This window comes from Coleofasciculus sp. LEGE 07092, assembly GCF_015207375.1.
Taxonomy (GTDB): Bacteria; Cyanobacteriota; Cyanobacteriia; order Cyanobacteriales; family Coleofasciculaceae; genus LEGE-07092.
On the sequence record NZ_JADEWY010000100.1, the window covers coordinates 1 to 26,462 of the forward strand.

Sequence of the window (26,462 nt, forward strand, 5' to 3'; positions counted from 1 at the left end):
GTCTAAAACGCGATCGCCTGATGCCCAGAAATCTAAGCCTCTTCTGGGTTTAATTGCTAACTTCCTGTCGAAACCGTTCTCACCGAATCCTTGGGAAAAGGTGAAGTTGTACCGTACCCTCTCCGGGCATAGGGGGGCAGTTCGGGCAATGGCGATTAGTTCTGATGGACAACGGTTAGCGAGTGGTAGTGATGACACAACGATTAAGGTGTGGGTGCTGCCTACTGGCAGACTTCAACACACGCTCAGTGGGCATACCCATCGTATTACTGGTATTGGGATTAGTCCTGATGGACAACGGTTAGCGAGTGGTAGTTATGATCAGACTATTAAGCTGTGGTCCCTCGATAGCGGTGACGTTGTTAACACTTTAATCACTCGTTCGGATCGAGTGCGGGATATTGCGTTTAGTCCGAACGGTCAAATGTTGGTGAGTATCGGTGAGAGGGATATTAAAGTTTGGGCTGTGCGGACGGGTAAGCTATTGCGCAGTTTAGGGGGAAGTTCTGACGGTGTGCGGTTGGTTGCGTTTCATCCGGATGGTCATATCTGTGCGATCGCTAGTTTGAATGGTAGTCTGGAGCTTTGGAACCCTCACATCGGTAGACGGATGAGTCGGTTGCCGAGTCAGTCGAGTGGTATTGCTTCGTTGGTGTTTAGTCCCGACGGTGAAATGCTGGCGTGTGGTAGCAGCAGGGCAATTGAATTGTGGAATCCGAATAGTGGTAAGCGGTTGCGTGCCTTTTCTCCTCACTCGAATGGTGTTGTGGCTTTGGCGTTTAGCCCGGATGGGGAGATTCTGGCGAGTGCTAGCGGCACGATGATTGAGTTGTGGAATGCCCAGAGTGGCAAACGGTTAGGGAAGTTGGTGGGACATTCTCAAGCGGTTCGCGCCCTTGTGTTTAGTCGGGATGGGGATATGTTGGTGAGTGGGGGGAGCGATCGCAAAATTAAGGTTTGGCAGTCGGTGTGAGTCGGTTGGCACGGGTTAAAGTTAATGGGTGTCCTTTGTTCTTGGTAAAGGTTTCATATCAAATCGGCATCTAGATTAAGTCGTCTTCCTTTTGGGCTATCCCTTATGTCAGAGGCGGGATAATCTCATCGGCGCTATCGTGTCTGGCAAGATAGGGAGAATAGATCATGAATCTATTATGGTGGGCAGTAATTGCCCTGATCGTTGCTGTTATTGCGGGTGCAATGGGATTTACAGGCGTAGCGCGGGGGGCGGCGACTATTGCGCGATGGCTGTTCGGAATATTTTTGTTTATTGCGGTGGCAATTTTCGTATTGCTTGCCCTTGGCATAGTCGCTGCTTGAGCGTTGGGATTGAGTAAGATTTCGCGTTTCTAAGTTGAACCCCACCGGAGAGGGTTAGTTTGGGTGGGGAGGATTGGTGGATGAAACAAATGGCAACACTTACCAAAAGTAACCCAACTCGGCACTGGTTTGGCGCTTGGCGGGGTCGTATTGCAAGAGATACTCCCGTGCGATCGCATCTAACTCTCTCAACCGTTCTACTTCAGTTTTGCCGATTTCGGTATCGGTAGAAAGCAGTATCACTTGATGACTGGCAGCAGGGAAGTAGCGATCAATTAAGTTCGTTCGGTGAGAGGAGTCTAGGCGTCCTAGAGGTGTATCGATTGCAACGGGGAGGTGGCGTCCGGATACGCGGGCGAGTCCCCAGAGAAAGGCGATCGCAAGTAGCTGTTTTTCCCCTGCTGAGATGCGATGTTTGGGAACGAGTTGTCCGGAGAGGTCGTACAGGGAAAGGCTAAAGGTATTCGTATCAATAGCCACCCGATGCACTAAGTCAGATTTGTGCAGGAGATAGCGGAAACACTCGGTTACTTCTATTTCTAACTTATTCAGTTTTTTGAGGGTTAATCGCTCTTTAAAGACTTTGAGTGTAGCTTGGACTTTGGCGGCAGAGGTGATGATATGCTGATTATTTCTCAGTTTAATGTTGTCCTCAGCATAGTCTTCTAATTCTTTTTTGATTTTTGCGATTATACGTTTTAATTCCTCACAGTGCCGATTGACGGTTTCATGGGCGGCTTTAGCTTTGGCGACTTCATTTTGTGCCTCTTTAACCGCATTTTTCAAGTGTTCGTAAGCTTCGGGTGAGGCAGCCGTCGCAATTTGTCGGTCTAAGAAGTCGATTTCGGTTTCAACTTCTTTGAGCTTTTCCTGTTTTTTATTGGCTTTATATTGGTTGTATTTTAGGTCATGTTTTAGGAGATTATCGAGTTGAGTTATAGCCTCGCTATCGGCAAGTAACCAGGGTTTCTCGTTTGCGGCAATTTCTTGTTCAAGTTCTTGATTTTCTCCATCTAGGAAGGTTTTAATTTTTTCCAGGTGCTTTGCGTTTAATTTTAATTGGCTAATATACTCCAATAGGCGCTGGTCGCGCTCTTTTAAGACATCCTGTGCCATCTGTCGCTGAGTAATACGGCTTTCTGTTTCGGCTTGGGATTGAGCTTGAGTTAGGAGGGGTAAAATTAAGGTTAGTGGCAAGGAACTCGCCGCTAAGTCTCTGAGTGCTTGACGCGCTTCGTCTGCCTGTGCGGTTAGGTCTTTGTATTGGCTTTGGAGTAAGTTGCGATCGCTAGCAATTTTACCGCCTTCATAGATAAATTTTTCCTGGGCTAAACGCTGTTGTTCTTCTGCACGTTTTAATTCGGCATTAAGAGCAGCTAATTCTTGGGTTGCAGCGTCTAATTCGTCTTTTTGTTGATGCAGTTTTTGTTCAATTTCTTCTAGGGTTGCAAGGTCTTCTGCACTGGCGATTTCCCTGCGCTTACGGCTGACTAGAATATCTAAATCAGTTGATAAGCGTTCTGCCAATTCTAAACCTAATAAGGATTGAATGGCTCCAACGACAAGGGGAGGTGGAGTTTCGAGTTCGGCAAGTTCTTTGACTTGTTCACCGTCGAAGAGAAATAGGTTGGAAATTCCTAGTGGTAGTAAATTTTCGATATACTCATCCCAGGTATTGGCGAGGGCTTTATCGGGCCACTCTTCATCGAGCAGGACACCTAATGTGTCTTTGCCATCTTTGGGGTCTGGTGTCCAATATCTAACGACTCTTAAGGTAGTCGGTCTATCGTCTTGGATGACTTCAAAGGCTAGTTCAATTCGGGCTTTTTCTGTGGGTGGCGTATTGCGGTTGACACATTGAGTCAGAAAGTCGAGATAGCTTAAATTGCCGCGTGTGGAACATTGAGCGCGAGAACCATAGAGGGCGAGGCGAATGGCATCCATCAGGGTTGTTTTGCCGCCGCCATTCATGCCACCAAATAGAATAATGGGGCGAGTAGCTTCATCAATTTCTGGACGGAGATTGATAATTTGTTTGCCGAGGTATGGACCGAAGTTTTGCAGGACGAGTTCAAGAAATATCACTTTTAAAGAAGAGGTAGCTATTTTGAATAATATGGACTTTTAAATTATATGGCTTTTTTTAAATTAATAGATATTTTAAGGAGAATATTTATATTTTTAATGTTATAAAGTATATAAATAGCTTATAAATACTTTATTTGATTTTGCCCCAAATTGCCCATCCTTAAAACTTATTATTACGGGTTAAATTTATTTTTTTTAGGTAGGGGTACGGCATTGCCGTACCCTTACAGTTTATTTTCAATCCAATTAATTAAGGCTGACGTTAATCCGCTAGTCAATCCGCCAGGGAATTAATTCCCTGGCTGTTGACTGGTTGGTTGACTGGCGGTTGACTGGTTGGTTGACTGGCGGTTGACTGATGGTTGACTGGTGGCTTACTAACCGTCTTCATCATCGACGTTGATATCGTCTAACTTTGGAGATGAGAATTTGATGCTTGCCCAATTTAAATTAAGCTGGGTTGCTTGATCGCTATCACTTTGCTCAAACTGTTGTCTAACTTCGTGCATTTCTGCCCTATCATCTTTTAGCGCTTTGACACTATTTTTCAAGTTTCTTTGATAGTGGGCATTTTCAATCGCTTCTTCCTTAGAACGAGAACTGCTGGCAAAGCATTTCTCTATGCTGTCGTAGATGCCGCGCCGAGATTTGGCGTGATATTGGCGTTCTGTGTCTAGCAGTCTCGCCATGAGTTCTAGGTGCATTTCGTCTTCACAGATTTCGTTTAATACCGTCCACTCATCGCTGCCTAGCAGTTTCTTTTCTGCACTGGGACGCGAATCTTGGAAGGGTTCGCCTGTGACTTCTTCGTAAATGCGGGGTAAGCTGTCGTCAAATTCATGCTTTTCTTCTAGCCAAATGCGGCGAATTTCACTCAGTTCTTCCTCAGTAATTAGGGTGATATCGCGCATTTCTGGGGGTGCGGTGCGACGAACTTGGGTTTGTGCTTGTAATACTCGTCTTAACCAATGTTCTCGCCAGTATTTAGTATAGGGTCCGGGAATGGGTTCAACGGAGGTTTCTCCGTCAACACTACGCTCAAAAAGTTCGACTTTACCATAGATGCGGCGGAAGTCTCTCTTGTCGCGATCGTCGTCAACATCTAAATCATTGCGGATATCTAAAAGAGGCTGCATCCATTCTTTCTCTTCATCATTTTGGATCATTGCCTCCATCGATTTATCCTGATCAACCATCGTACAAACCCAGCAGCCAAAGCGAGAACTGCCACAGCTAGGAGTAGAAGTATCAATGACTAAGGGACATTCATTATCTGCTGTTGCACCTCGATACATGGTGAATAAATCTTTGTTGCTATTTCCCCAAGGATTCTGCCACTGCATCAAATAAAGCCAAACTTCATCAGTTCGCCAATCTTCTATAGGTACGTAAATTAGTGAGTTAGGACGGCTAGGATTAGGGTTCAGGCGCTCACGCACTCGTCCCTGTCTATATTTAGCCATTGTTGCAGCGCGTTTAATACTTTCAGCCTTGCGAGTACCTAGAACAAGAATTACCTCACCGTTAGTTCTGATCACTTCACGAATGAAAGAGTCAGCAGGTTTAATCTTCAAGCGTTCAGTACACCATCTGAATCGATTTCTAGGTGCTGGATAACCTTTACCTATCAAACATACCCAAAATGTATCTTGAACTACCGGATAAGTGAGATGAGTTTCTATTGGCATTCCTTGTTCTTGGGCAGCAACTTTCATTCGATTTAAAGAGTTACGAACCCAGGCAGAGACTATAGGATTTTCTACAAGCGTATCATTTGTAATTACATAGATTTTTTTTGTTCGCTTTTCTGGTGGCAGAGCTGCGATCGCATTCCATACAAGTTGTAGTATACATGTGCTATCTTTCCCCCCACTCCAGCCAATGGCTATTGGGATATCGTCTTGACAATATAATTCTTGTATTTCTTCAGTTAGCTTTTCTATATCTTCCACCAACTCTTCAACTGTGCGCGGTGGAAATAGGGGAATTTGCATTTCTGTCATGCCTGAAACCTCCATTTTTTACGGTGCCATCTGAGTGAGTGATGGCTTGGATAATATTTGTCTGGAGCGTATTTTTTTGCATCCGGCAGGAGGATATCTTCGCCATGAAACTCTTGCATTTTTCGCGTATGGGGCGATTCCTCTTGCAAGTCAGGAGCAACAATGATTTTGTAATTATCAGTTATGCTAAACCAGCCTTTGTCAAAAGCCCAATGATGATTTTTACAGAATGATATTCCATTAGTGATTTCATTATTAAATGATATTGCAAATGGTTCGATATGTGCGCCGTCTACAATGTTTTGATTCAGGGAATTACTCACTTTTAATCTACAGAAAGCACATTTATAATCATAAATTCCCACAACAGCTTTACCGAAAACTGCCTCTCTAGCTGCGGACTTCTTAAAATAGAATTTTTGAGATAGCCTATCAGATTTCTTTAATTTTTTTATTTCTTCTTCTATAGAAGTTTGGAAAGATTTATTAGCTTTTAAAAGATATTCTGTTTTATCTTCGCCTATATCTTCATTTGATGTAAACCATTTTGCTACAAGAGTATCAACTAATTCCTTCCTTGAATCGCCGTCCTGCAACAAATTAAAGAGTTCTTGGTCTATATAAGCATGGTTTACATAATTTTTAAGTTGCTTGATTGATTTTCTTATTTTTTCAGTGATTACTTTTTTATTCGATGAAATATCACGATAATATTCGGCTTTGTAGTCAAGATGCCAAAATTGATGTTCTTCATTTTGCAAGTGAAAAAATGGCATTGACAAACTACTATCAAAACTCCGATCAGGACTTAAAATGTTTCTATATTTATTGAATGTAGTTCGTAATTCTTCGGTAATATGAATATGATTAGCTTGAATTAAACCTTCTGCAATTAGATCGATTACAGATAAAAGCAATATCGGTTGGTAGGGAGCCTCTCCCCTTTCAGTTCTATTTACATTAAGCTCCCTAAAACACTGACGATAGTATGCTAAGTCTCGCTGATTCTCTGGCTCTTGTTCTGTACTCACTTCTCCCCCCCTACTCCAACAAGGGCATTCTCCAACCCTTCCTCTTCCACTGTAAGCGGCAAACTCAAAAACCCCTTAATGTAAGCCGTCATCCGACTCACACTAATTTGAGACTGAGAAATCCCCCCTTTAGCCATAATTCGCCCTTGCCAATCTGGATTAAAACGCGACCAATCAATTCGCGCTAGTCCCGCCAGATGTTCCCCCCAGCTATCCGGGTAAAGCGAGATGAGACTTGCCCCCACTCTACCCAATCCTGCAAGCGCGATCGCATGACAATGCACATAATCCCGACGCATCTCGCTTGCAGCTACTTTTTTATGTAAAACCATCTCCCAATCGGGGATATAGCTACTAACCGCATTCCAATAACAGCAAGCCAATTCAATCTGCTGCTCCAATTCAACACCCCGACAATCCGCCAAAAGCGCAAAATTAGCATTATAGAGGCTGCTGAGTGTGAATAACTTATGCGATCGCACAGGCAACGTACTGCGTTCCCCATCCGTCAGTACCCGAAACACCTCAACCTCCTTCATCACCCCCCTCGTCAAGATAGCCATCTCATCCCGATGATCATAAAGAATCGTCAGCGCTGGATCGGGACGCATCCCATAGCGGTTTAAATCCGCAAACATCTGTTGAGAGCAACTTAACCCAATATCCCAATACAAAATCAGTGCGATCGTCTCATACCCCAACGCCGGATTCTCGGAAAGTGCCAATTCAAACGCCGCCCTCCGGTGTTCCCCATCATTAATCGTAAACCGCGCATCCATTGGCACCCGCAACCGTCCAATTTTCCGCGACTCCGCCTCCGTCCCTATGGATTCAAAGGTGATATCCGCATCAATCGAAGCTGTAATTGCCGAAAATACATAATCTTTAGGGCGATCGAGAATGTAACGGGCAATCTCAGCAACCCGATGACGATTAAGCGATCGCGCCGCCCTCATCTGCGGTGGAACCTCTTGCTGATTGGAGGCAAACAACTTGGGGATAAACCGCAAAGGACACATCGAAACATAGTACTCGCGCCCCGCCTGAATCCCTCGGATAACGGGCAAAACGTACTCGAAGGAAGGAGTAACCATTTTTAATTGCAGGAATTTCAATTCCTGGTAGTCTAAGGTCAGTATGACACGTCAAAAAGTTTTTAAAAACTAAATTGACATCAAAATCTCTAATTGATAATTTTTAAAAACCATTTCAACCCTTATAAACCCTATGAACAGCGACGATCGCCCCCAGGCTGACATCGCCAGCCAAATCCTGGAGAGAGACAACCAGGAACAACAGGCGCTAGCCCTCCTTTTAGAACGCCACCTGACAAAAAGCGATCGCCTCCTCGTCCAAAAAACCCAAATGGGCGCAACCGAAGCCTTTATCGGTTCCGTCACCTTAGAATGGCTAGACAGTCGCGTTCGCTTCGCCTCCCAACTCCCCCTATTCCGGCAAAAATTCGACCCCCAAACCGATAACGTCATCCGGGACGAAGAAACCATCGACGAAATCCTGCAACGTCCCCTCGACTGGTCGCGCCAAGCGCCCCTAACTCAATACCTCGCCGCCCGAAAATTCCACAAATTCCCCGCCGTCTTAGTAGTACAAAGTCCCGCTTGGGTAGACAATCCCCAAGCGCCAGAGTGGGACGAAAGCGGACGCGCCACCCAATCTGCCGCCAATTTTCTCTCCTTAGACCGAAACGAAACAATCGGACTGTTAGATGTCTCAGAAACCGTTTCCATTTTCGCCCTAGACGGACAACACCGACTAATGGGCGTTCGAGGACTGATGACCCTGCTCAAAACAGGCACACTCCAGCGTTACAACAAATTCAAAAAACCAATAGGCGACCCCATCACCATCGACGACCTAATCGACGAATATCAACTAGACCCCGCCTACCTGCAAAGCCTCGCCCACGAGAAAATCGGTATTGAATTTATCCCCGCCGTTATCCAGGGAGAAACCCGCGAAGAAGCAAAGCGGCGCGTCCGTTCCATCTTCGTCCACGTCAACCTGATGGCCTTAAGGCTGAGTAAGGGACAACTCGCCCTCCTCAACGAAAACGACGGATTTTCCATCGTCGCCAGACAAATTGCCGCCAGTCATCCCCTATTTAAAGAAGTCGAGGGACGCAATCCCCGTGTCAATTGGGACAGCGCCACCGTCGCCACCAAATCAACCGTCCTAACTACCCTCCAAGCGCTTAATGAAATGTCCCAACGGTATTTAGAACACAAATTCCCCCACTGGAAACCGTCAGAGAAGAAAGGTTTAATTCCCATGCGCCCGGAAGATGAGGAACTCGAAGCCGGAATTGAAGAATTTGCACGACTCTTCGATTATTTAGCTAGCCTCCCCAGCTATAAAAAATTGGAGAACCGGACAGAAACCCCCCAAATGCGGCGATTTAGCTTTGAAAAAAACGGCGGCGAAGGTAATATCCTCTTCCGTCCCGTTGGGCAAGTTGCTTTTGCCCAAGCACTGGGACTTTTAGTATTTAAACGGGGATTGTCGCGCGATCGCATTTTCAAAAAACTCCGCAAATACGACACCACCGGAGGATTCAGCCACATAGAAACGCCCCAATCGCTGTGGTACGGTGTCCTGTACGACCCGAATAAAAAGCGAATTTTGGTTTCGGGACGAGATTTAGCCGCCAGATTGCTCGTCTACATCATCGCAGGCATCAAAGACGATTTCGAGCGTGCCGAACTGCGCCGAGAGTTGGCAGAAGTAAGAACCATTGAAGGGAAAGCTGTGGGATTTGATGGCGAATTCGTGACACCGAGGGAGGTGGGACTACCACCAGTGTTGTAAAAAGGAGGAATAAAGCCGTGTGAATCTTTAGAGAAATCCGGGTTCTCGCCTCTTCCCTCAAGGTTATTAACCGCTAATCTCATTCAACCAATTCATCATCGCCTCTGCTTCTTCAAAATCAGACAACCGCTCTGACAACTCTTCCACCTGTTCAATGGGTAAAGTGCGAATCTGCTTTTCTAAATCGAGAGAAACAGACCCAAAACGGCGATTGATTTGACTCAATACCCTCCTTTCTATTCCCATTCGTAGTCCCCTTTGATACAACCAACTTCCTAAATCCGTCTCACTTTCAAAATCTAAGATTGCCTCATTCAAGATCTCAATTTCTACCAGTGATAAAGTGCGAATATCCCTTTCAAAGGTTGGTGAAATAGTCCCCAAACGACGCTTCAACAACCCCAAAACTACTTGAATTTCTCGTTTGTGTACTTGCTGAATTCCTTGTTGGATTCCTTGTTGGATTCCTTGCTGTAACCCTTGTTCAATTCCCTTCTCCATCCAACTGGTAACAATCTCCATAACTCGCGCCTCTTCCTCCTTAGATAACCCCATTCTATCCACTTCAGCTTCAAAGGCAACTTCTTCAGCTTCATTCAACCGCAAGTAAGTATCAACAAACCCCGAAATTAACTGCATTCTTGCTGGGTCTAAACGTAACGTAGCCAGCAAGCGCAAACATTCCGCCTTCACCTTGGGTCTATCCTCTGGCTGAATCTTCATCTTCGCCATCAACGCTGCCGCGACAGGATTGGGTGAAGAAAGAAAATCTCGCCAACTCAGATGATTAAGCTGAATCGCCACATAAGTGAAATCTAACACCTTGCGGTCAGGAAACTCAACTTGATAGCGATTAAGCTCTAGGCGTTGGGGAGTATCAAAAGAAAAGAGTACAACCGGATAAATCGGCAAGCGATACTTCTCATCTAAACGAGCAAAGTAATGGAACATCCGCCGTTCAAATCCGGATTGGGAATAGGATTGATTTTCAACATGAATTAAAAAGCAAGTATCTTGTCCCCGAAACCGTACTTGTGCCAACAAATCGACTTCCCGACGCTCTCCAGAGGTGATATCCGTGAAAATTTCCTGATTTAAAAAAGAAATCGATTCTCTTTCAAGATAATTAGCAACATCGGGTAAAAATAGCTCGATAAACTCACTGAAAAATGTCGAGAGTAATTCCTTGAACAAGCGATCGTGGTCAATCATTTGCTAGATTAACCCTCAACTTCTATCAGACCATACTTTCCCTCTGACAGTTTCTTGAAATATTTAGGCTTAATCGAGTCCTTGCGATTCAATCCCTCACACCGCCTCTCAATTGCGCCACGAACAATTCCGCTTGGCTCCTTCGCATTGAAGGTATACAAGTTCTGATCGAGAATAGCTTGAGTGATATCCGAAATAGTCATTGGCTCCTTAGCGGCTTGCAATACCTCAATCACCGCTTGAGCAACGGTTCGTTTTTCCATAAATCCCTTGACAAGAATACAATCTCTGTTTTATTTTTTACCTAAACTCTACGCCCTTTCTCTATCAAAAGTTTTTGCTCTACTGACATTACCCCTACCCAAGGTAGCTTGAATGGGATGCCGATGAACTATCGCCAGTGGGGACGCCCCTTCCAAAACACTCCAACCACGATACCAATCAACTGAGGATAGCTTAAATTCACCAAAAGATTGGGTAAAGGTAATAGGGATTTCAAAAAGACAGCAAGAGCCAAACAAGGAACTAATGCCCACAAGCTGCCAGAATTGATGAATACACTTTTATAAAAGCGTTCTAGCAAGTAGACGGCTAGAACCCCTACACCTACGGCTGCCGCTAAGATCATTATCATACCCAGTGGGGGTGAAAGCAGAAACGCTAGCATTCTTTTGCCTGCGGCAGATTGCACAAACCCCCACCAGAGTAAAATTTCCAGGAAAATCGCGATCGCAATAGTCAGACCGGCAACTTGAAGTAGCGATCGCCAAGGGAGATATTTTAAGCGATACATGGGAGTTGTTACGTTGCAAGTGGCTAGGAGGTTGCCTTGATTTTAGCTCGAGTAGCGATCGCTCTCTCTACTTGTATAACGAGGGAGGCTAATCTTACCCCTACGGTAGCTCTGAGTACTGGAGATGTATGGTAGATTGCGGGTGCATGGGAGACAAAGGGTGCAGTAGCCGAAAAGATTCTGGCAACGAAAGAGATAGAATTTTCTCAAGATGATATTGGCTTGATATCAGTTTTTGCTCTGTTAGGTTGTTGGCATCGAGCGGTTTCTATTGTTTTTTTATCAAATGTTTTTGTGACTGTGAACCCCTGCTTCTCTGGCGTGACGCCCTACTCTGTAACTTCTACCAATCAAGATGCTTTTGCTGTCGGTGCATCCCACATTACCATCCGTACAGCTCAAGATCTGGATCTGACTGCCTTGGCAAAAATTTTGGCGGACAGTTTTCACCCTCGAAAAGGTTTTCTGCGCTGGGTTCATCCCATTTTGCGGCTGGGAATTTATGAAGATTTGCGAAATCGACTTCGTGGCAGTTCACCCCATTACACTTGTTTTGTGGCGGTAACAGCCACTTCTGGAGTTGCTCATCCCGTCGAAAAGCTAACAGGCACCGTAGAAGTTGCCCTACGCTCTTCCCCATCTTGGCAATTCCCCAATCGCCGCTATCCTTACATCTCTAACCTGGCAGTTAAGAAATCTTGTCGGCGACAGGGAATAGCGCAGCAATTGCTGCTTGAGTGCGAACGCAAATCCTTAGAATGGGGATTTGCCGATATCTACCTCCACGTGTTAGAAGACAACTACCAGGCACGGCAACTCTATCTTAAGATGGGCTATAAACTGCGTCAGATCGAGCCGAATTGCAGTGTCTGGTTACTGCCACGTCCCAAACGCCTGTTTTTGCACAAGCCCCTAACCTCCACTCCTTAATTTTGCGGTACAGTTTCTTTAACAAACTTCGTTCATTTTTCATTATTTCTTAACAATTTAGCGAAGTTATTGCCCTATTAGAATCTCTTAAGTGCGATCCGATTCTATCCCCTAAAAAGCCCAAAACCCCGCAGAGCTCAAATGTATGATTCACAGGCAGGTCAAATCCTCCAACAGTTACATGATCGACAACTACTGGTTGTTAATCCTCGGCGTCGAAATGGCTTAATCCTCTACAAGCGCTACCACGCTGAATTTGCAGGACCAGGTTCTGCTGTGGGAGGTTCTTTCGACCTTGATAGTCTGGAAGTTTTACCCGTGGGAAATCTTTCGTTACTCTCGCCGGAATCAGCCGATGAACGACAACGGGCGTATCTAATTCGGCGGCAGTGGGTGCGATTGACCAAACAAATTACAGATAACCCAGACCCGTTAAAACGTGCCCAAAAGATTTTAGAGCAGTTTGAAGGTTTCTTTGACACTGAAACAATTGTCCAATTACCAGACGAAGCCTTCGCGCTTTTGGTGGGCGTCCTGCCCCATACTGTTCAGAAGGTACGCCATACGGCTCCAGCATGACAATTACTGTTACCATCAAGCTTTTCGCCGCTTATCAAGACGCTTGCGGCGTCCCAGAGCTCCAACGAAAATTTCCTGCCAAAACCCCTGTACCTGTATCAGTCGTACTTGATGACTTGATTGCCGAGTATCCAGAACTAAAACCGTGGCGCAATCTTACCCGCTTCGGCATCAATCACCAGTTTGCCGAACCCAATACAATTTTACAAGATAAAGATGAAGTAGTCTTGATACCACCTGTTAGTGGCGGCTAATCTCTCAAACCCACAGAAGGTTTTCGAGCCTATTCAAGGGGGTGTAGGGGAGCTAGGGAGCTAGGGAGCGGGTAAAGTGGAGTAACACTTCAAGAGTTTCGGTGTCCTCTTTTGGTGAAACAGCAGACGATTCGGGGCGCTTTTTCTGTCAAGATGTAAGTACAGATAAACCAACATACCCTCAAAAGAAATTAATTGTTCTAACCTTGAGAGAAGGATTCACTTCAGCTATGGCAGAAGAAGAAAAAAAGCCCAAGTCCAACGCCGAAGACGCTAAACCTGAAAAGCCTAAAGCTGCCAAGTCAGCCGATAAGCCAGCAAAAGCTAAAAAAGAGAAGCCTCCCGCCCCTGAAGACAAGCCCTTCAACGAATTTATTGAACAAGAGTACTTGCCAGCATTGAAGACTGCCTTTGCTGGGCAGGGTGTCGAAGATATGGAGGTAAGCTTTGCCAAGCAGAAAATTCCCATTCCGGGTTTGAGTAACACGGATGACTGCTGGCAAGTGATGGGTAGCTGGAAAAACGGTCAGCGCCAGTTCAATGTCTACTTCCCCGATGAAGACATTAGTAAGCAAAAAGTGTTTTCCTGCGTTACCAGTGGTGGCAAACCTAGTACCCTTGAGTCTTTCATGATTGACGAACGCAAGGTGACTCTAGACCTGATGGTTTTTTATACCATCCAGCGACTCAACGCTCAGAAGTGGCTGGTGAGAAATTAGACACTCAACATTTGCACAAGGAGTTCAAAATTGCTGAACTCCTTCATTCATTAACTTCTTTGTATACCGATGTAAAAAATTCCAGTCCTGCACTAAAATTGTGGGATGTGTAACGTCAGGGTGTCTTAGCTGTTTGACAGCATAATTGTCTAAAAATGTCAATAGTTTAGCTCATTTGTATTCTGGGCTAAGTTGCAGCGGCATGAGTCCGTGCTATTATCCCATGAACGAATAATTCCTGAAGTCTCTCCACTGGCAATTTTTACGGGAGACACAAGTGGGGGTTCAGGGATGGGATAAAACTAAATTATATTTTCGTTCTCTACCTCTTAAATGAATGGTGCTGAAACCTATGCCTACCTCTTCTGTTACCCGCGAACAAGATCTGAAGCTTGAGAGCTTACGATTGTTGCAAGAGTATCAACAGTCTGAGTCTGCGGAAATTCGCAATCGCCTAGTGCATCTAAATTTCGGACTGGTTAGAAAAGAAGCCCATCACTGGGTTAACCAGTGTACGGAAAGCTATGAAGATTTACTACAGGTAGGCTGTATCGGTTTGATTCGGGCTGTCGAGCGGTTTGATCCGACCAAGGGAAGTGCATTTAGTTCTTTTGCCATCCCTTACATTCGCGGTGAAATTCAGCACTATTTGCGAGATAGAGGTTGTTCAGTACGAATGCCTCGGCGTTGGCTGGCAGTACAACAGCAGTCTGGGAGAGTGATTCAAGAATTGCGAGAGAAACTGAATCGGCAGCCGACAGAAGTGGAGGTGGCAACGGCTTTAGATATTTCCCTAGGCGAATGGCAGGAAGTTAAGCTAGCCCGTCAAAATCGAGAGCCTCTGAGCCTGGATACCCCCGTAGGTGATGCTGAGGAAGGTATGACCAGCTTAGGCGATCTGGTGCCTGATCCGCGATATCGGAGTTTCCAGTTGGCACAAGAAGACCAAATTCGCCTCCAACAAGGGTTGGTTCACCTGGAAAAGCGGACTCGTGACGTGTTGGAATTCGTGTTTTTGCACGATTTGACCCAGAAAGAGGTTGCCGAACTTTTAAATATCAGTGTTGTAACCGTGTCCCGTCGCGTCAAAAAAGGTCTAGAGTCGCTGAAAACTCTGATGGGCGGTGGGGAACGTTGAATGGTAGGCGTCTAAATAAAAACTATTCTACAGATTGCAAGCGATCGCTAATCCGCTGATCAAGCGCCTGTAATCATTTAGCTATAATAGAGTTACAGAAATAAGGGCTACCCCCTTAAAGTAGAACACTTAGGGCAATGGGTAATCGGCGATTGGTAATTACCAATAAGCAATTCCCTGCCACGTTGAAAGTAGTGTCTTGGCAGCAAGCGGATAGCTAAACAGATTAATCTCTGCTGAGATTTAATTCTGCTATTTTTGTTATGAATTACTATTAGGAAATAAACATTGGGGTACTGGTCATGCGTCAAGCTCCACTAATTGGGTTAATCACCTTACTAGCACTGTTTTTTGGGGGATGTCAGGGAGGGAATGAGGGCGAAGAAGTCAGCGAAGTTCCCTCAAGTCCAACACCTGCTGCCTCTCCAGCAAATCCAACGGCTTCACCACAGGCAACGGCGTTTGCCAACCCCGATGTCAGCCCTCAACCCAATCCTCCAGCAGCAGCGGATTTAGTGCAAACTCTTCCACCCGAAGTCCGATTCAAACAAGCTCCGAAAGGGCGAAGCGATCCCTTTGCGGTAATTCCAGTGCAACCTGAAGTCACTGTATCACCCAACCCACAGGCTGGAGGAAACACCAGACCTGTACCTAAAGTTTCTCAGCTTCCGCCACTTTCTAAGCCGAATGCAGGCGGATCTCAAGGGGGAGCAACAGGAGGGAGAGCAACAGGAGGAGGAACCAAAACTCCTCAAGCTGGTCGAACAAATGTGGTTCCCCAGAAAAAACCCAGCAGTCCAAGTGGTAGCAATCGTCCCAGTGGTGGTAGCACTAGTGGTGGTGGTAGTGCTGCTGCTAAACCTAATACAGGTAGCTCTCCCAGTGGTGGAGTTGCCGTTCCTCCTCCTCCTGAGTTCATTCCTGAATTGCCAAAACTGCCAGAACCTGAACTGGCACAGCAGATTGAAATCAAAGGTGTGGTTCAGGTAGGTAACGTGCCTCGGGCAATTATAAAAGAACCGAACGAACCTAGTCGTTACGTCCAAGCAGGACAACGGTTATCGAATGGGCAGGTACTCGTTAAGCGAATTGAAGTGAATCGAGGTCCTACTCCCGTAGTCGTTCTAGAACAATACGGTATTGAGATTGCCAGACGAGTTGGGGAACAGCCGGCTGGAACTGCGGGACAACCTGCTTCACCGACTGCATTTCGGATAGCCCCACCACCACTTAAGACAACGACTTAGTACAAAATACAAAGAGCGTCAACATAACATCGAAAGCAGATAAACGGTGGAAAACCAACAGCTAAAATCTCAACTTGCCTGTCCTGGATTATCCTTGGCAGTTTACCGCGAGGTGGTTGCCCATCTTCGCCAAGTTGACGGGGTAGATGCTGGTTTGATTCCACAAGCCTCTCAGCAGTTCGACTACTATCAAAGCCAAGTGGGTGGCTTGTGGATTGACTATGCAGACGCTTGTGATGTAGTCAGTCGAGAGCGAGTCCAGCAAATTTTAGCTCATTATCAAATTCACCAAGGCGATCGCTCACAACTCAAATAACAGGAGTGAGCGTGCCAACAGCAATCGGCTCAAAGTTATCGCCCTTCAGTGCGCGTCGTCACAATTCCCCGTGCTGCTGCCCATTGCCCAATATCGTGACGGTTAATTGCGGCTGCCATTAAGTCAGGAAACTGGGCGGGGGTGCAAGCCATCGCTGGAATTCCCAATCCTGCTAATTTCTCAGCAATAGAGCGATCGTATACTGAGGCACCTTCGTCATTCAGGGCTAATAGGGTAATAAATTGTATCCCTGACCCTACCAATTCTGCCACTCGTTTAAGCATTTCCTGACGGTTGCCCCCTTCATACAAATCACTAATCAAAACTAAAATAGTTTCTTGGGGGCGACCTACTAGCCCCTGACAGTAAGTTAGAGCGCGATTAATATCGGTTCCCCCTCCCAGTTGGGTGCCGAATAGCAAATCCACAGGGTCTTGTGCTGTGTCAGTCAAATCTACAACTGAGGTATCAAACGCTACGATATAAGTTTTTATGGCATTCAGAGATGCCAATACCGCCCCAAAAATCCCAGCATACACGACAGACGTTGCCATGGAGCCACTTTGGTCAATGCAGAGGATAATGTCCCGCAGAGAACTGCGCTTACGTCCGTAGCCAATGCGTGTTTCGGGGATAATTGTACGGTATTTGGGTTGGTAATGCTTAAGGTTGGCGCGGATGGTGCGGTTCCAGTCGATTTCGTTGTGGCGGGGACGGCGGTTGCGGATGGCACGATTGAGGCTTCCCATCACTGCTTGGCGGGTGGGGTTTGCCAGTTGACGTTGCAACTCCTCAACCACGCGGCGTACAACCATTCGAGCCGTTTCTTTCGTCTGGCTGGGCATAATGCTGCTTAAAGATAGCAGGTTGGCAACTAAATGAACGTCCGGTTCAACGGCTTCTAATAGTTCGGGTTCTAATAACATTTGTTGCAGATTGAGCCGTTCTAGGGCATCTTTCTGCATTACTCGCACGACTGATGTGGGAAAATAGGTGCGGATGTCCCCCAGCCAACGGGCAACTTTAGGGGAAGAACTGCCCAGTCCGCCCCTGGGATTTGAGTCGTAAAGGGCGCTAAGGGCGTCGTCCATGGCTTGGTCGGTGCCGTTCAGGATCAAATTTTTATCCCCATCTCCCTCGCCACCCCCCTGACAAATACCATCAGCTTCTCCGCCTCCTAGAAGAAGTCGCCAACGGCGTAGGCGTTCTGGTGAGGGTTGAGTCATGGTGCTTTGAAGCGAACGGTTACAGCCTATAAATTACACCATTCTTTATGGCTTTTCACAAAATTTTCACCTTTAAGCTTTAGTGCATATACTGCGTTTTGGAGAGCAGAGGTGACTCCTTAACCAACTGCCTGACGATCTCTATTTAACAACTTCTGAACCGTCTCAACCACCTCTTGGGGACGACAAGGCTTACTCAAGTAAGCATCAGCACCTTGCTTCATACCCCAGTAGCGATCAAATTCTTCTTTTTTTGCCGAACACATCACCACGGGTAGGTTCTCAGTTTTGACATCTGCTCTGAGGCGGCGACAGACTTCGTAGCCGTTCATTCGAGGCATGATAATGTCCAGAATTATCAGTTCAGGAGAATACTGCTCCACTTTCTCAAGAGCTTCAATACCGTCCACAGCAATAATTACGCTCAAGCCAAGCTTTTTGATAACCATAGAGAGTAGCTGTCGCTGCGTAAGATCGTCTTCTACTATCAGCACTGTACTCATAACAACTTTTCCTCTCTAGCTTTCCTATTATTTTTTTAAATTACTATAGTCTATACTTCCTGATGTTGGCTTTACTTCAATGCATGAAACTTAACCTTTAAATAGCTTTAATGCTAAATTTGTGTTACAGTAAATCGTTAAGTTCTATAACATTTTATAGGTTGCTTCTTTTTGAACAAAAGCCCCCATAAGTCAAGATATTGGTTTTAATTTGAAACGGCAACTCATTTCCTAGCAAAATACAGAACACTCAAGAAAATTTCTCTAGTTTTAATAAATCCTAACATTTTCCGTTAAGGGTATAAATCCGCAAAATGGCTGATTGGGATACTACAAGTGGCGGTTTAGTGACCCTAAAAAATGAATCAGGAAGAACGAGCCGCTCTTGAGAATGATAATCAGAAGAAAATTTTTATTTTAGAAGATTAGGATATTGTAACAACGATTCACTATCCCTGTCATGATAATGCTAAATGTGCAGCTTTATATATCTAGTCAGCCTCCCCTTATGCAGATGTAAGCTAGTTAGACACCCAATAATTGCCGAACCAGGGGCAACACGGTATCCGCTTTAGACTCATCGAATCCATCAGCACCGACTGAAGTAGGGGAATGAATATCACCCCGCCGGACTCGTTCCCCCATCTGACGGCGTTCAGCTACAGAAAATGTTGAGAAGGTGCGACGTAGCAAGGGAAATAAAGCGATGAACGTATCGTCATTGAGCTGAGTTACCCAACTATCCAAGACTTCCCACAGTTGCTGATCATGCAGTAACAACAGTCCACTGCCTTTTAAAAACCCTTCCACCCAGGCAGCCGCCTGGGGAGGTTCGCTAGCTGTCGAGAGAGCTAATCCCATCCGTCGAGCCGCTTCTTCTAGCTCAAACACTCCAGCATCTAGTAATAACCGACAGCTATAACCGATTAATAAACCGTGAAGTCCCTGCCGATCAGCAAGTTGAATTAACACCTGCTGCCAGGAAATCTTGTAGTCTTCGTTTTGCAATAACGATAGAGCCCGATTAACGTGAGCGATGCCCTCGTACATTTGAGCCGCCGCATCCTCATCTAGGGACGAACAAGCCCCCGGTAATCCGATACAAATTCGTGCGACCAAGCCATCTACTACATGACTAATTATACAAGTATCTGTCTGGCGGACGTTACCATAACGTGCTACTCGTGCTAAGGGTGGCAGAGCTTCCATTAATTGCGCGACATCGCTAGCAATTGCTGTCTCCGTTTGCAAGCGGCTCATCAAGTTACTGACAACATTCGGTAAGTCAGCTAGCAGCACTCGGTCTAATAGATGGGTCAGTACAGGTAATTCTGACGCTTTTTGGGCGGCATCACCAGCCAAAGCAGTGGCGGCATCTAGAATTGTGTTGCCCCAAATTCCCGCTTCAATGAGTTTGACCGCAAATTCAGGTTGCCACTGCACCCGCCACCCTTCTTTAAAGGTGCCTTTACCTCTGGTTTGTTGAGAAACTCCCCACTGAATGCCCAAGAAATCAAGGCGATGGAGTAAGTGCGATCGCGCCAAGTCATTTTCTTTGCGCAAGTCCAGTTCATAGATTTTTTCCGTCGCCGCTGCTGGCATTCGCAGCCGTTTCTGCTGCCGCTGCAAGTCATGCTGCAAAGGCACCATCGGCGTTTCATCGGGTACTTTTCCCATGCGTTCTCCGACAATTAGTTTGTCGTGAATTAAACCCATGGGTAAATCGCTGCCAAAGCACAATACAGTTTGGGTTGCTTCTTTGAGTTCCGGCAAACCCGGAAGAGGGCGATCGCGCAACGCGGCTAGGGATTCCGCCAATCGTATGGCTTCAATTAAATGAGCAGAGGATGCCTCTAAATCCTGCTGTCGCAATAACTGCGCCACTTTTACCATCCAACGAATCGCCACGTCCGATTGTGAAGCTCCGCAGCTCCCTTGCATTACCGTCCACAGGTGATCGTACCAACCCGGCGATTCTACTCCAGCGCCGTAACCACTTCTAAAAGACAGCAGTCCGTAAGTCCAAGGCACCCAAGTTACTTCCACCTTCGTTTTCGGGAGTCCTTTGAGAAGCGCCTCATCCTCCTTTGCCGGGGGCATCTGTGTTAGTGCCGGAGCGTGCCACGCCCCACAAACTACTGCAATTCGCTGAAACCCTTCTTTCTGGGCAACTCGTATTGTTTTGCGCATATACGCTTCCCGTTGCGCTTCGATGGGGTTTTCAGATTGTTGAGAGGTTCCTGGCAACGTCTCTACACGCAGCGCCGTCATCGCCTCTAAAATCGCCGCAAATAGGTCAGTACTCTCCTGACGCTGCTCTACTAACTGTTCCCACCAGCGTTCCCCATCACTATACCCCGCTGCTTTTCCTAACCACCCCAACGGGTCAAACCGAATTTCATTTTCTAAGTTTTGGGAATCAGGCGTTAGGGGCACAGTCTCATCCCTGTTATCGCCATCCATTACATCCGTTACCAAATCCGTTGCCACCAATTGATGCGCCTGGGGCAAGTCTATAAAACGCACCGGGAGCTGATGAGTTAACCCGTAGTGAATCGCCTGCCATTCTGGAGAAAAGACGGCAAATGGATAATAAATAGACCGTTGGGGTTGATCTGGAACGTAAACCAGGAGGGCAACAGGGGGTTTCATCTGCGGGTGTACCAGCAGCGGCAGCATCTTATCCGCCTCGGGAGGTCCCTCTACTAAAATGACATCGGGTTGCAGGGTATTGAGGGCTTGACGAAGCGATCGCGCCGAACCGGGTCCGTGGTGTCGAATGCCGAAGATATGACTCGTCATGATCTGTGACTTAAACCCTTCCAGGAGTAGATTATTCTTCTATCTCTTCCTCCTGCCGAACTTTGTAGTAAATTGCCTTCACCCCAGGCGCAAAGACAACCTCTTCTTCATTTTCCAGCTCATAGCTTTGGTGTTTGTGACCATTAATCAACAAACCGTTAGAACTCAACTGACCTTTGAGGTTGCCATCTACAATCCGGTAAGAATCCGTGCCATCCTCATTATGAACTCGTATGAGTGTGGCGTGGTGGCGTGACACAAATAGCGAGTAGAGACGGATATCGCAATCCTTTTCTCTGCCAATCGAGTACATTTCACTTTCCAGAACGAATCGATGCCGTCCTCGATCATCTTGGACAATCAGTACATGACCCTGAGGGGATTGTGAAGCCTCTGTACCTACAGAGTCATTTGGGGGTAGATTCGCTGGGATTTGAGAGTCTGAAGAAGGTTCTATGGGGAGCATCTCAAGTTTTTAGTCATTCATCCTTTGTAATGCTAACGATGCTAGCCGCATTGGAAACAATTTCTAATACCTTTATCCTACTTCTCGACACGCTCGATACAGGTCTTTCCAACCGTCTCGTTCCTTAACAACAGTTTCCAAATACTCTTTCCAAACCAGTTTATCTTGCACAGGGTCTTTCACAACTGCCCCAACGATTCCTGAAGCAATATCCTCAGCACTTAGGCGTCCCTCTCCGAAATGCCCTGCCAACGCTAGACCGCTATTAACTACTGAAATGGCTTCAGCCGTACTCAGAGTACTACTGGGAGACTTTAGCTTCGTTTTGCCATCTTCGGTAATACCGCTACGCAATTCCCGGAAAATCGTGACTACGCGCCGCACTTCTTCTAGGGCGGGAGGTTCGGCAGGCAGTTCCAAGGTACGCCCTAAGCTTTCTACCCGACGCTGCACGATGTCCACCTCTTCCTCTACAGTTTTGGGTAGGGGAAGGACAACGGTATTGAAGCGGCGTTTAAGAGCGCTGGAGAGTTCATTTACGCCCTTATCCCGGTCGTTTGCCGTAGCAATGACATTAAAGCCTTTTATGGCTTGCACTTCATCCCCCAGTTCTGGAATCGGTAGCATCTTTTCCGACAAAATCGTAATCAGCGTATCCTGAACATCAGCGGGAATGCGAGTCAACTCTTCAACACGAGCAATTGTCCCATCTTGCATTGCCCGCATCAAGGGGCTGGCAACTAAGGCATTCATCGAAGGACCCTCTGCCAGCAAGCGGGCATAGTTCCAACCGTAGCGGATGGCTTCCTCACTAGTTCCTGCCGTTCCTTGAATAAGTAAGGTAGAGTCGCCGGAAATCGCCGCTGCTAAATGTTCCGATACCCAGGATTTAGCTGTACCCGGAACTCCTAATAACAGCAAAGCCCGGTCTGTGGTGAGCGTAGCAACAGCAATTTCAATGATTCTGCGATCGCCTATATATTTCGGTGAAACCACAAACCCATTCTCTAGTTTACCTCCCAGTAGGTAAATGGTTACTGCCCAAGGTGATAAGTTCCAGCTCAATGGACGCTGGCGTTTATCAACCTTTGCTAGTTCCTCTAGTTCTTCGGCAAACTGCTGTTCGGCGTGTTCGCGCAGTAGAGAAGCTTGAGATTTGATTTTTTGGGTTTTAGTTTTAGATTTGGCAGGAGGCATATTTCATTCAACTTCATAATTTATCATTCATAATTCACGCTTCAAATGCTTGCAACATTTCTTGACGAAAACTCAGGAATGCTAGAAATTCATCAATGACCTCTGACCATTGGGTTTTATTTTCTGCGATAGCCGTCAAGCTAGCCGATATTTCTGGAACTAAAGACAGGTTCATATAACAGGCGAAGTGTTTCAGAGGCGATCGCAGCAACCACTCGTAGGAATTGACCGTACTGGTAAAATTACCCTGCACGCCCTCGATAACAGCACGAGTCAGTTCTGCATTCCAGGGATAACAGCAATGATAGAGCAGGTAAAATGTTGGATGGGTTCTATCAAGAGGGGTACGACTAGATTGCAAGCGTTCCAGCAAAAAAGCATTCCGGCGTTCTGGGGAAAGAATGCCAAGTAATCCCCGAATTAAGGTATCTTGAGAAACCAAATAGTCATTAAAATTGCTAGAAGTTGAAAGCAACGCTTCTGCCCAGTCAGGATTTTGCTGTCGTAGGGCAGCAACCGCCCAGCCTTCGACTAGAGTGCGATCCCATTCACTGCGCTTGGCAGTTTGTATCCATTCGGCAGGGGGTTGCTCGTGAATGTCAGACCAAACAGAAAGCGGCGTAGCGGCTACGAGTTGCAAAATCTGCCAAGATTTTTTCCCCAGTAAATTGGGCGGCTGTTTGCTGTCAATACCGTCTTGAGTCATTCCCCTATCACTAGTATCGGGGAGGGTAAAATCAACGTGGAGTCGATTGCGCTTTTGCTGGAGAGTTATGGCAGCATGGACTCGTTCAGCCATCCGTTGGCACAGATGCGACGCTGGCAACTGAGCCAATAACTGGGCGGCTTTCTGTCGCACCTCCTTCCGTCGGTTATCGAGTGCTGCTTCCAGAAAGGGTTCATCATCCAGACTCAAGCCTATCTGAAACGTTTCTAGAAACCCTAACCGCTCCTCAGATTGCTCCTGTTCCCAAATGGCTGCCAATCGTTTCCTTGCAGCAGCGGGGTTTTGGGTGCGGAGTTGTTGCAGTAAGAGTTGCCGTGCCTCTAAGCTACCTGATGTCCAAGTTTTCTCAGTATCTTCTCCAACTACATAATTCCACTCTGGATTTTGGGCTGCCAGCCATCGTCCCCGCCTGCCCAATACGGCTAGGATAGCAGGACGCAATTGGCGGCAGGTACGTCCTAACTCTAAGAGTTGGGGTAAGCAATACTCGGGGGCGCGTCGTCCGGTAGTTGCTGTTGCTGTCAGCCACTCTGACAGAAGTTGTTCCTGTTTTTCCATGACTATCAACTTCAGGTGTTGGGCAGCACGGGGACTACAAACGGGTAGCTCATCAGGTGGACAGGGTTCTGGTAGGGGTTGGTTATTCATTAGAGGTAGCTGTCCTGCCCGTTGATGAAGAGAAATAGCTGCTGCTGCACTCAGTAATGCCCCTTCCGGGTCAGTATAATTCAGTTGGGAGAGGAGATGCCCAAGTTGATCAGATGCCCCTAGTTGGTGAGAGGGAATTCGGTTTAGGGGTTTGCGCTCTGTTCCTACTAAGGCGGTTGTGAGTGTGTCTTGCCACCAGTTCATGGGTAATTTTTTTGACCTTCTCCTACGATAGATGGATGAAGAGGAGAATTGTAAAAATAAGCGCAGCGTGGATTTAACAATTCAGATATTTGCCAGAAAGTGTGGGGTTCCTGGGGAACTGAGGTATGAGTTTTCCGAGGGAGATATTTTGATTGGAGTGGCGTCAGTTTCTAGGGATGAAAGCTTCTATTACATCCATTTCCTGAGCGTGATGCCAGATCATCGGGGGAAAGGTTATGGTTCTAAAGTTTTGGAGAGTCTTTGCCAAACACTTAATGATAAAGCGATCGCTCTCGAACTCGATCGAGGTAGTCCGTTTGGTTTTGAGAACCTGCGAACTTGGTACATGAGACATGGCTTTGTTTCAACTTCTGGCGATTGGATGATGCGTTTAGAGAAGAAGGAGGCTTTAGACCCAATTTTTCGGTAAATGGTAGCTTCACTTCCGGCTAAATTTACTAGTTTTTCGGTAAACTGCGGCTCGCTTCTTGGCTAAAATCCTGCCTGACATAAAACCCACTGTAAGCGTGCAACCCGTGTTCAGTAATATCGAGTCCTTTAAGTTCTGACTCCGTTGAAACTCTCAAACCTACTGTCGCCTTCATTGAAAACCAGGTAAGCCAGCTAAATGCTACCGTGAAAATACCAACGGATAGAATCCCAACCAGTTGAACTAAAAGTTGAATCAAACCCGCGATATTTCCACCCAGTAATAATCCCTTGGCAGGACCGTCTTCATAAAGGATGAAACTCGAGGAGATATTGACATCAGGACCGAGAGCAAACAGTGCCACGGCAATCGTTCCCCAAATACCACAAACCAGGTGAACAGAAATTGCACCCACCGGATCGTCAACTTTTAATCGATCGAAAAAGTCCACCGCAAAAATGACAATCGCTCCTGCAACTAAACCAATTACAGCCGCCGAGCCGATATTGACAAATCTACAGGATGCTGTAATTGCTACCAAACCAGCCAGGATGCCATTGATAATCACAGAAAGATCGGGTTTGCTGAAGTACCACCAGGAGGTAAGGGTAGCTGAAATTCCACCCATAGCCGCCGCCATATTGGTGGTTAGAAGAATATGAGTAATTGCTCTAGGTTCAGCCGCCATCGTTGAGCCTGGGTTAAAACCAAACCAACCCAACCACAGAATAAAGCAACCTAGGGTAGAAATAGCCAGATTGTGTCCGGGCAATGCCAAAGATTCACCCTCTTGATATTTACCAAGACGCGGTTTTAGGAGTATCGCACCAACCAGAGCTGCCCAACCCCCAACAGAGTGAACTAAGGTTGAACCAGCAAAATCCCAGAATCCCAATTGGGATAGCCAACCACCGCCCCAAATCCAATGACCGGCAATAGGGTAACAAATCCCCACCAGCAAAAGGCTAAAAACTAAAAAAGCAACGAACTTAATCCGCTCGGCTACAGCTCCCGAAACGATAGTAGCAGCAGTTCCTGCAAAGACTAACTGAAAGAAAAATTTAGCCTGTAACGGTACGCTTGCCCAATTCAAGGAACGAAATACGCCTCGGTAGTCTTCACCTGTAGCGGGGCTGTTATCAGCTCCTTGCACCAAGAAACCGTAAAAACCCATGAACCCATTGTCAGTGGCATTTAAGTCAGCCCAGTCACCGCCAAATCCAAACATCAACCCAAAGCCTATAATCCAAAAAGCTACAGTAGATAGGGCAAAAACAATCAGGTTTTTGGTCAAAATACTGACAGCGTTCTTTTGACGGCAAAACCCTGTTTCCAGCATGGCAAAGCCTGCATTCATAAAGAACACTAAACAGCCAGCAAACACAACCCAGAGGGTGTCCAGACTTACTTTAAGTTCCCACTTAAGGGCTTCTAATTCGTTTGAGGTTGGCTCTTGGGCTGCTACAGCACCAACCCAAATCAGCACAATTAGGATTGCTAAAGGTAAGCAAGCTTGCCAACTTGGTGCAAGCCAGCTTTTTCGGCGCTTTAATGTTTTGATTTTATAGTTATACACCTGGCAAACTAACCTCGTTTTTTGAGACTTGATGCTCTTTTATCTTAATATTCTTGGTAGACTCAACTAGCTCCAGAGATTTTTGAAGCTTTTAGTGTCTGCCTATGCGATCGCAACTGATACTACACTAAGTCGCTACTCTGAAACGTAATTTTGGACACGGGATTCAGCTCTCAGCAATTTCCTTCAGAACTCAATACAGCCCTAGGCTCGTGAGGGACATTGACTTT

The 26,462-nt window shown here is 46.4% G+C and carries 25 protein-coding genes; 11 read left to right on the top strand and 14 right to left on the bottom strand.

The window, feature by feature from the left end; all coding sequences use genetic code 11:
• Positions 1 to 973: WD40 repeat domain-containing protein (locus IQ257_RS21375; protein WP_193933201.1), on the top strand; the 973-nt coding region annotated here is incomplete at its 5' end.
• 167 nt (positions 974 to 1,140) lie between these two features.
• Positions 1,141 to 1,317 (top strand): DUF1328 domain-containing protein, encoded by a 177-nt coding sequence (locus tag IQ257_RS21380; protein ID WP_193876306.1) that lies wholly within the window; start codon positions 1,141 to 1,143, stop codon positions 1,315 to 1,317.
• A 99-nt stretch (positions 1,318 to 1,416) separates the two neighbouring features.
• Here the strand turns inward: IQ257_RS21380 and dndD are convergent, their stop codons facing one another.
• The 4 genes from dndD to dndB all read right to left on the bottom strand — a co-directional run bounded on the left by dndD (position 1,417) and on the right by dndB (position 7,533).
• Positions 1,417 to 3,402: a DNA sulfur modification protein DndD gene (gene dndD, locus IQ257_RS21385; protein ID WP_193876308.1), complete on the bottom strand. Its 1,986-nt coding sequence runs from the start codon at positions 3,400 to 3,402 to the stop codon at positions 1,417 to 1,419.
• A 380-nt stretch (positions 3,403 to 3,782) separates the two neighbouring features.
• Positions 3,783 to 5,408 (bottom strand): DNA phosphorothioation system sulfurtransferase DndC, encoded by a 1,626-nt coding sequence (dndC, locus tag IQ257_RS21390; protein WP_193876310.1) that lies wholly within the window; start codon positions 5,406 to 5,408, stop codon positions 3,783 to 3,785.
• Entirely contained in the window at positions 5,405 to 6,439 is a 1,035-nt protein-coding gene (locus IQ257_RS21395; RefSeq protein ID WP_193876312.1) for an HNH endonuclease, read from the bottom strand. Before IQ257_RS21395 ends, dndC begins: the two co-directional genes overlap by 4 nt.
• A complete protein-coding gene (gene dndB / locus IQ257_RS21400; RefSeq protein WP_193876314.1) occupies positions 6,436 to 7,533 on the bottom strand; it encodes a DNA sulfur modification protein DndB in 1,098 nt (365 codons plus the stop codon). Before dndB ends, IQ257_RS21395 begins: the two co-directional genes overlap by 4 nt.
• Before the next feature lie 133 nt (positions 7,534 to 7,666).
• Here dndB and IQ257_RS21405 point away from each other — a divergent pair, with 133 nt between their 5' ends.
• The gene (locus IQ257_RS21405) at positions 7,667 to 9,265 is read left to right on the top strand and encodes a DGQHR domain-containing protein (protein WP_193876316.1); all 1,599 of its coding nucleotides are present in this window, start codon (positions 7,667 to 7,669) and stop codon (positions 9,263 to 9,265) included.
• Between the two features lie 66 nt (positions 9,266 to 9,331).
• On the opposite strand, the gene IQ257_RS21410 is transcribed toward IQ257_RS21405, so the two are convergent.
• The 3 genes from IQ257_RS21410 to IQ257_RS21420 form a co-directional block, all read right to left on the bottom strand.
• The gene (locus tag IQ257_RS21410) at positions 9,332 to 10,477 is read right to left on the bottom strand and encodes a DUF4351 domain-containing protein (protein WP_193876318.1); all 1,146 of its coding nucleotides are present in this window, start codon (positions 10,475 to 10,477) and stop codon (positions 9,332 to 9,334) included.
• A gap of 8 nt (positions 10,478 to 10,485) precedes the next feature.
• The gene (locus tag IQ257_RS21415) at positions 10,486 to 10,740 is read right to left on the bottom strand and encodes a winged helix-turn-helix domain-containing protein (RefSeq protein WP_193876321.1); all 255 of its coding nucleotides are present in this window, start codon (positions 10,738 to 10,740) and stop codon (positions 10,486 to 10,488) included.
• A gap of 128 nt (positions 10,741 to 10,868) precedes the next feature.
• Positions 10,869 to 11,270, bottom strand: coding sequence for a peptide chain release factor 1 (locus IQ257_RS21420; protein WP_193876323.1), 402 nt, complete (start codon positions 11,268 to 11,270; stop codon positions 10,869 to 10,871).
• Between the two features lie 294 nt (positions 11,271 to 11,564).
• Here IQ257_RS21420 and IQ257_RS21425 point away from each other — a divergent pair, with 294 nt between their 5' ends.
• The 7 genes from IQ257_RS21425 to IQ257_RS21455 all read left to right on the top strand — a co-directional run bounded on the left by IQ257_RS21425 (position 11,565) and on the right by IQ257_RS21455 (position 16,453).
• Positions 11,565 to 12,200: a GNAT family N-acetyltransferase gene (locus tag IQ257_RS21425; RefSeq protein ID WP_193876325.1), complete on the top strand. Its 636-nt coding sequence runs from the start codon at positions 11,565 to 11,567 to the stop codon at positions 12,198 to 12,200.
• Between the two features lie 141 nt (positions 12,201 to 12,341).
• Positions 12,342 to 12,779 (top strand): hypothetical protein, encoded by a 438-nt coding sequence (locus tag IQ257_RS21430; protein WP_193876327.1) that lies wholly within the window; start codon positions 12,342 to 12,344, stop codon positions 12,777 to 12,779.
• Positions 12,776 to 13,033, top strand: a complete 258-nt coding sequence (locus IQ257_RS21435; RefSeq protein WP_193876329.1) for a MoaD/ThiS family protein — start codon at positions 12,776 to 12,778, stop codon at positions 13,031 to 13,033. Before IQ257_RS21430 ends, IQ257_RS21435 begins: the two co-directional genes overlap by 4 nt.
• 230 nt (positions 13,034 to 13,263) lie before the next feature.
• On the top strand, positions 13,264 to 13,752 hold the full coding sequence (locus IQ257_RS21440) for a DUF2996 domain-containing protein (protein ID WP_193876331.1): 489 nt from the start codon (positions 13,264 to 13,266) through the stop codon (positions 13,750 to 13,752).
• 352 nt (positions 13,753 to 14,104) lie between these two features.
• The gene (locus tag IQ257_RS21445) at positions 14,105 to 14,890 is read left to right on the top strand and encodes an RNA polymerase sigma factor SigF (protein ID WP_193876333.1); all 786 of its coding nucleotides are present in this window, start codon (positions 14,105 to 14,107) and stop codon (positions 14,888 to 14,890) included.
• A gap of 302 nt (positions 14,891 to 15,192) precedes the next feature.
• Positions 15,193 to 16,137, top strand: a complete 945-nt coding sequence (locus IQ257_RS21450; protein WP_193876335.1) for a hypothetical protein — start codon at positions 15,193 to 15,195, stop codon at positions 16,135 to 16,137.
• Positions 16,138 to 16,183: 46 nt separating this feature from the next.
• Positions 16,184 to 16,453, top strand: a complete 270-nt coding sequence (locus tag IQ257_RS21455; RefSeq protein WP_193876337.1) for a hypothetical protein — start codon at positions 16,184 to 16,186, stop codon at positions 16,451 to 16,453.
• Positions 16,454 to 16,488: 35 nt separating this feature from the next.
• Here IQ257_RS21455 and IQ257_RS21460 read toward each other — a convergent pair whose 3' ends face one another.
• The 6 genes from IQ257_RS21460 to IQ257_RS21485 form a co-directional block, all read right to left on the bottom strand.
• Positions 16,489 to 17,679, bottom strand: coding sequence for a VWA domain-containing protein (locus tag IQ257_RS21460; RefSeq protein WP_193876339.1), 1,191 nt, complete (start codon positions 17,677 to 17,679; stop codon positions 16,489 to 16,491).
• Positions 17,680 to 17,798: 119 nt separating this feature from the next.
• Entirely contained in the window at positions 17,799 to 18,182 is a 384-nt protein-coding gene (locus tag IQ257_RS21465) for a response regulator transcription factor (RefSeq protein WP_193876341.1), read from the bottom strand.
• 525 nt (positions 18,183 to 18,707) lie between these two features.
• Positions 18,708 to 20,984, bottom strand: a complete 2,277-nt coding sequence (locus IQ257_RS21470; protein ID WP_193876343.1) for a DUF5682 family protein — start codon at positions 20,982 to 20,984, stop codon at positions 18,708 to 18,710.
• Positions 20,985 to 21,015: 31 nt separating this feature from the next.
• Positions 21,016 to 21,450, bottom strand: a complete 435-nt coding sequence (locus tag IQ257_RS21475; protein ID WP_193876345.1) for an FHA domain-containing protein — start codon at positions 21,448 to 21,450, stop codon at positions 21,016 to 21,018.
• Positions 21,451 to 21,522: 72 nt separating this feature from the next.
• A complete protein-coding gene (locus IQ257_RS21480) occupies positions 21,523 to 22,647 on the bottom strand; it encodes an ATP-binding protein (RefSeq protein WP_193876347.1) in 1,125 nt (374 codons plus the stop codon).
• A 34-nt stretch (positions 22,648 to 22,681) separates the two neighbouring features.
• A complete protein-coding gene (locus tag IQ257_RS21485) occupies positions 22,682 to 24,226 on the bottom strand; it encodes a DUF5691 domain-containing protein (protein WP_193876349.1) in 1,545 nt (514 codons plus the stop codon).
• Between the two features lie 67 nt (positions 24,227 to 24,293).
• Here IQ257_RS21485 and IQ257_RS21490 point away from each other — a divergent pair, with 67 nt between their 5' ends.
• The gene (locus tag IQ257_RS21490; RefSeq protein WP_193876351.1) at positions 24,294 to 24,656 is read left to right on the top strand and encodes a GNAT family N-acetyltransferase; all 363 of its coding nucleotides are present in this window, start codon (positions 24,294 to 24,296) and stop codon (positions 24,654 to 24,656) included.
• A gap of 28 nt (positions 24,657 to 24,684) precedes the next feature.
• On the opposite strand, the gene IQ257_RS21495 is transcribed toward IQ257_RS21490, so the two are convergent.
• Positions 24,685 to 26,232, bottom strand: coding sequence for an ammonium transporter (locus tag IQ257_RS21495; RefSeq protein ID WP_322744429.1), 1,548 nt, complete (start codon positions 26,230 to 26,232; stop codon positions 24,685 to 24,687).
• Between the last annotated feature and the right edge of the window lie 230 nt (positions 26,233 to 26,462).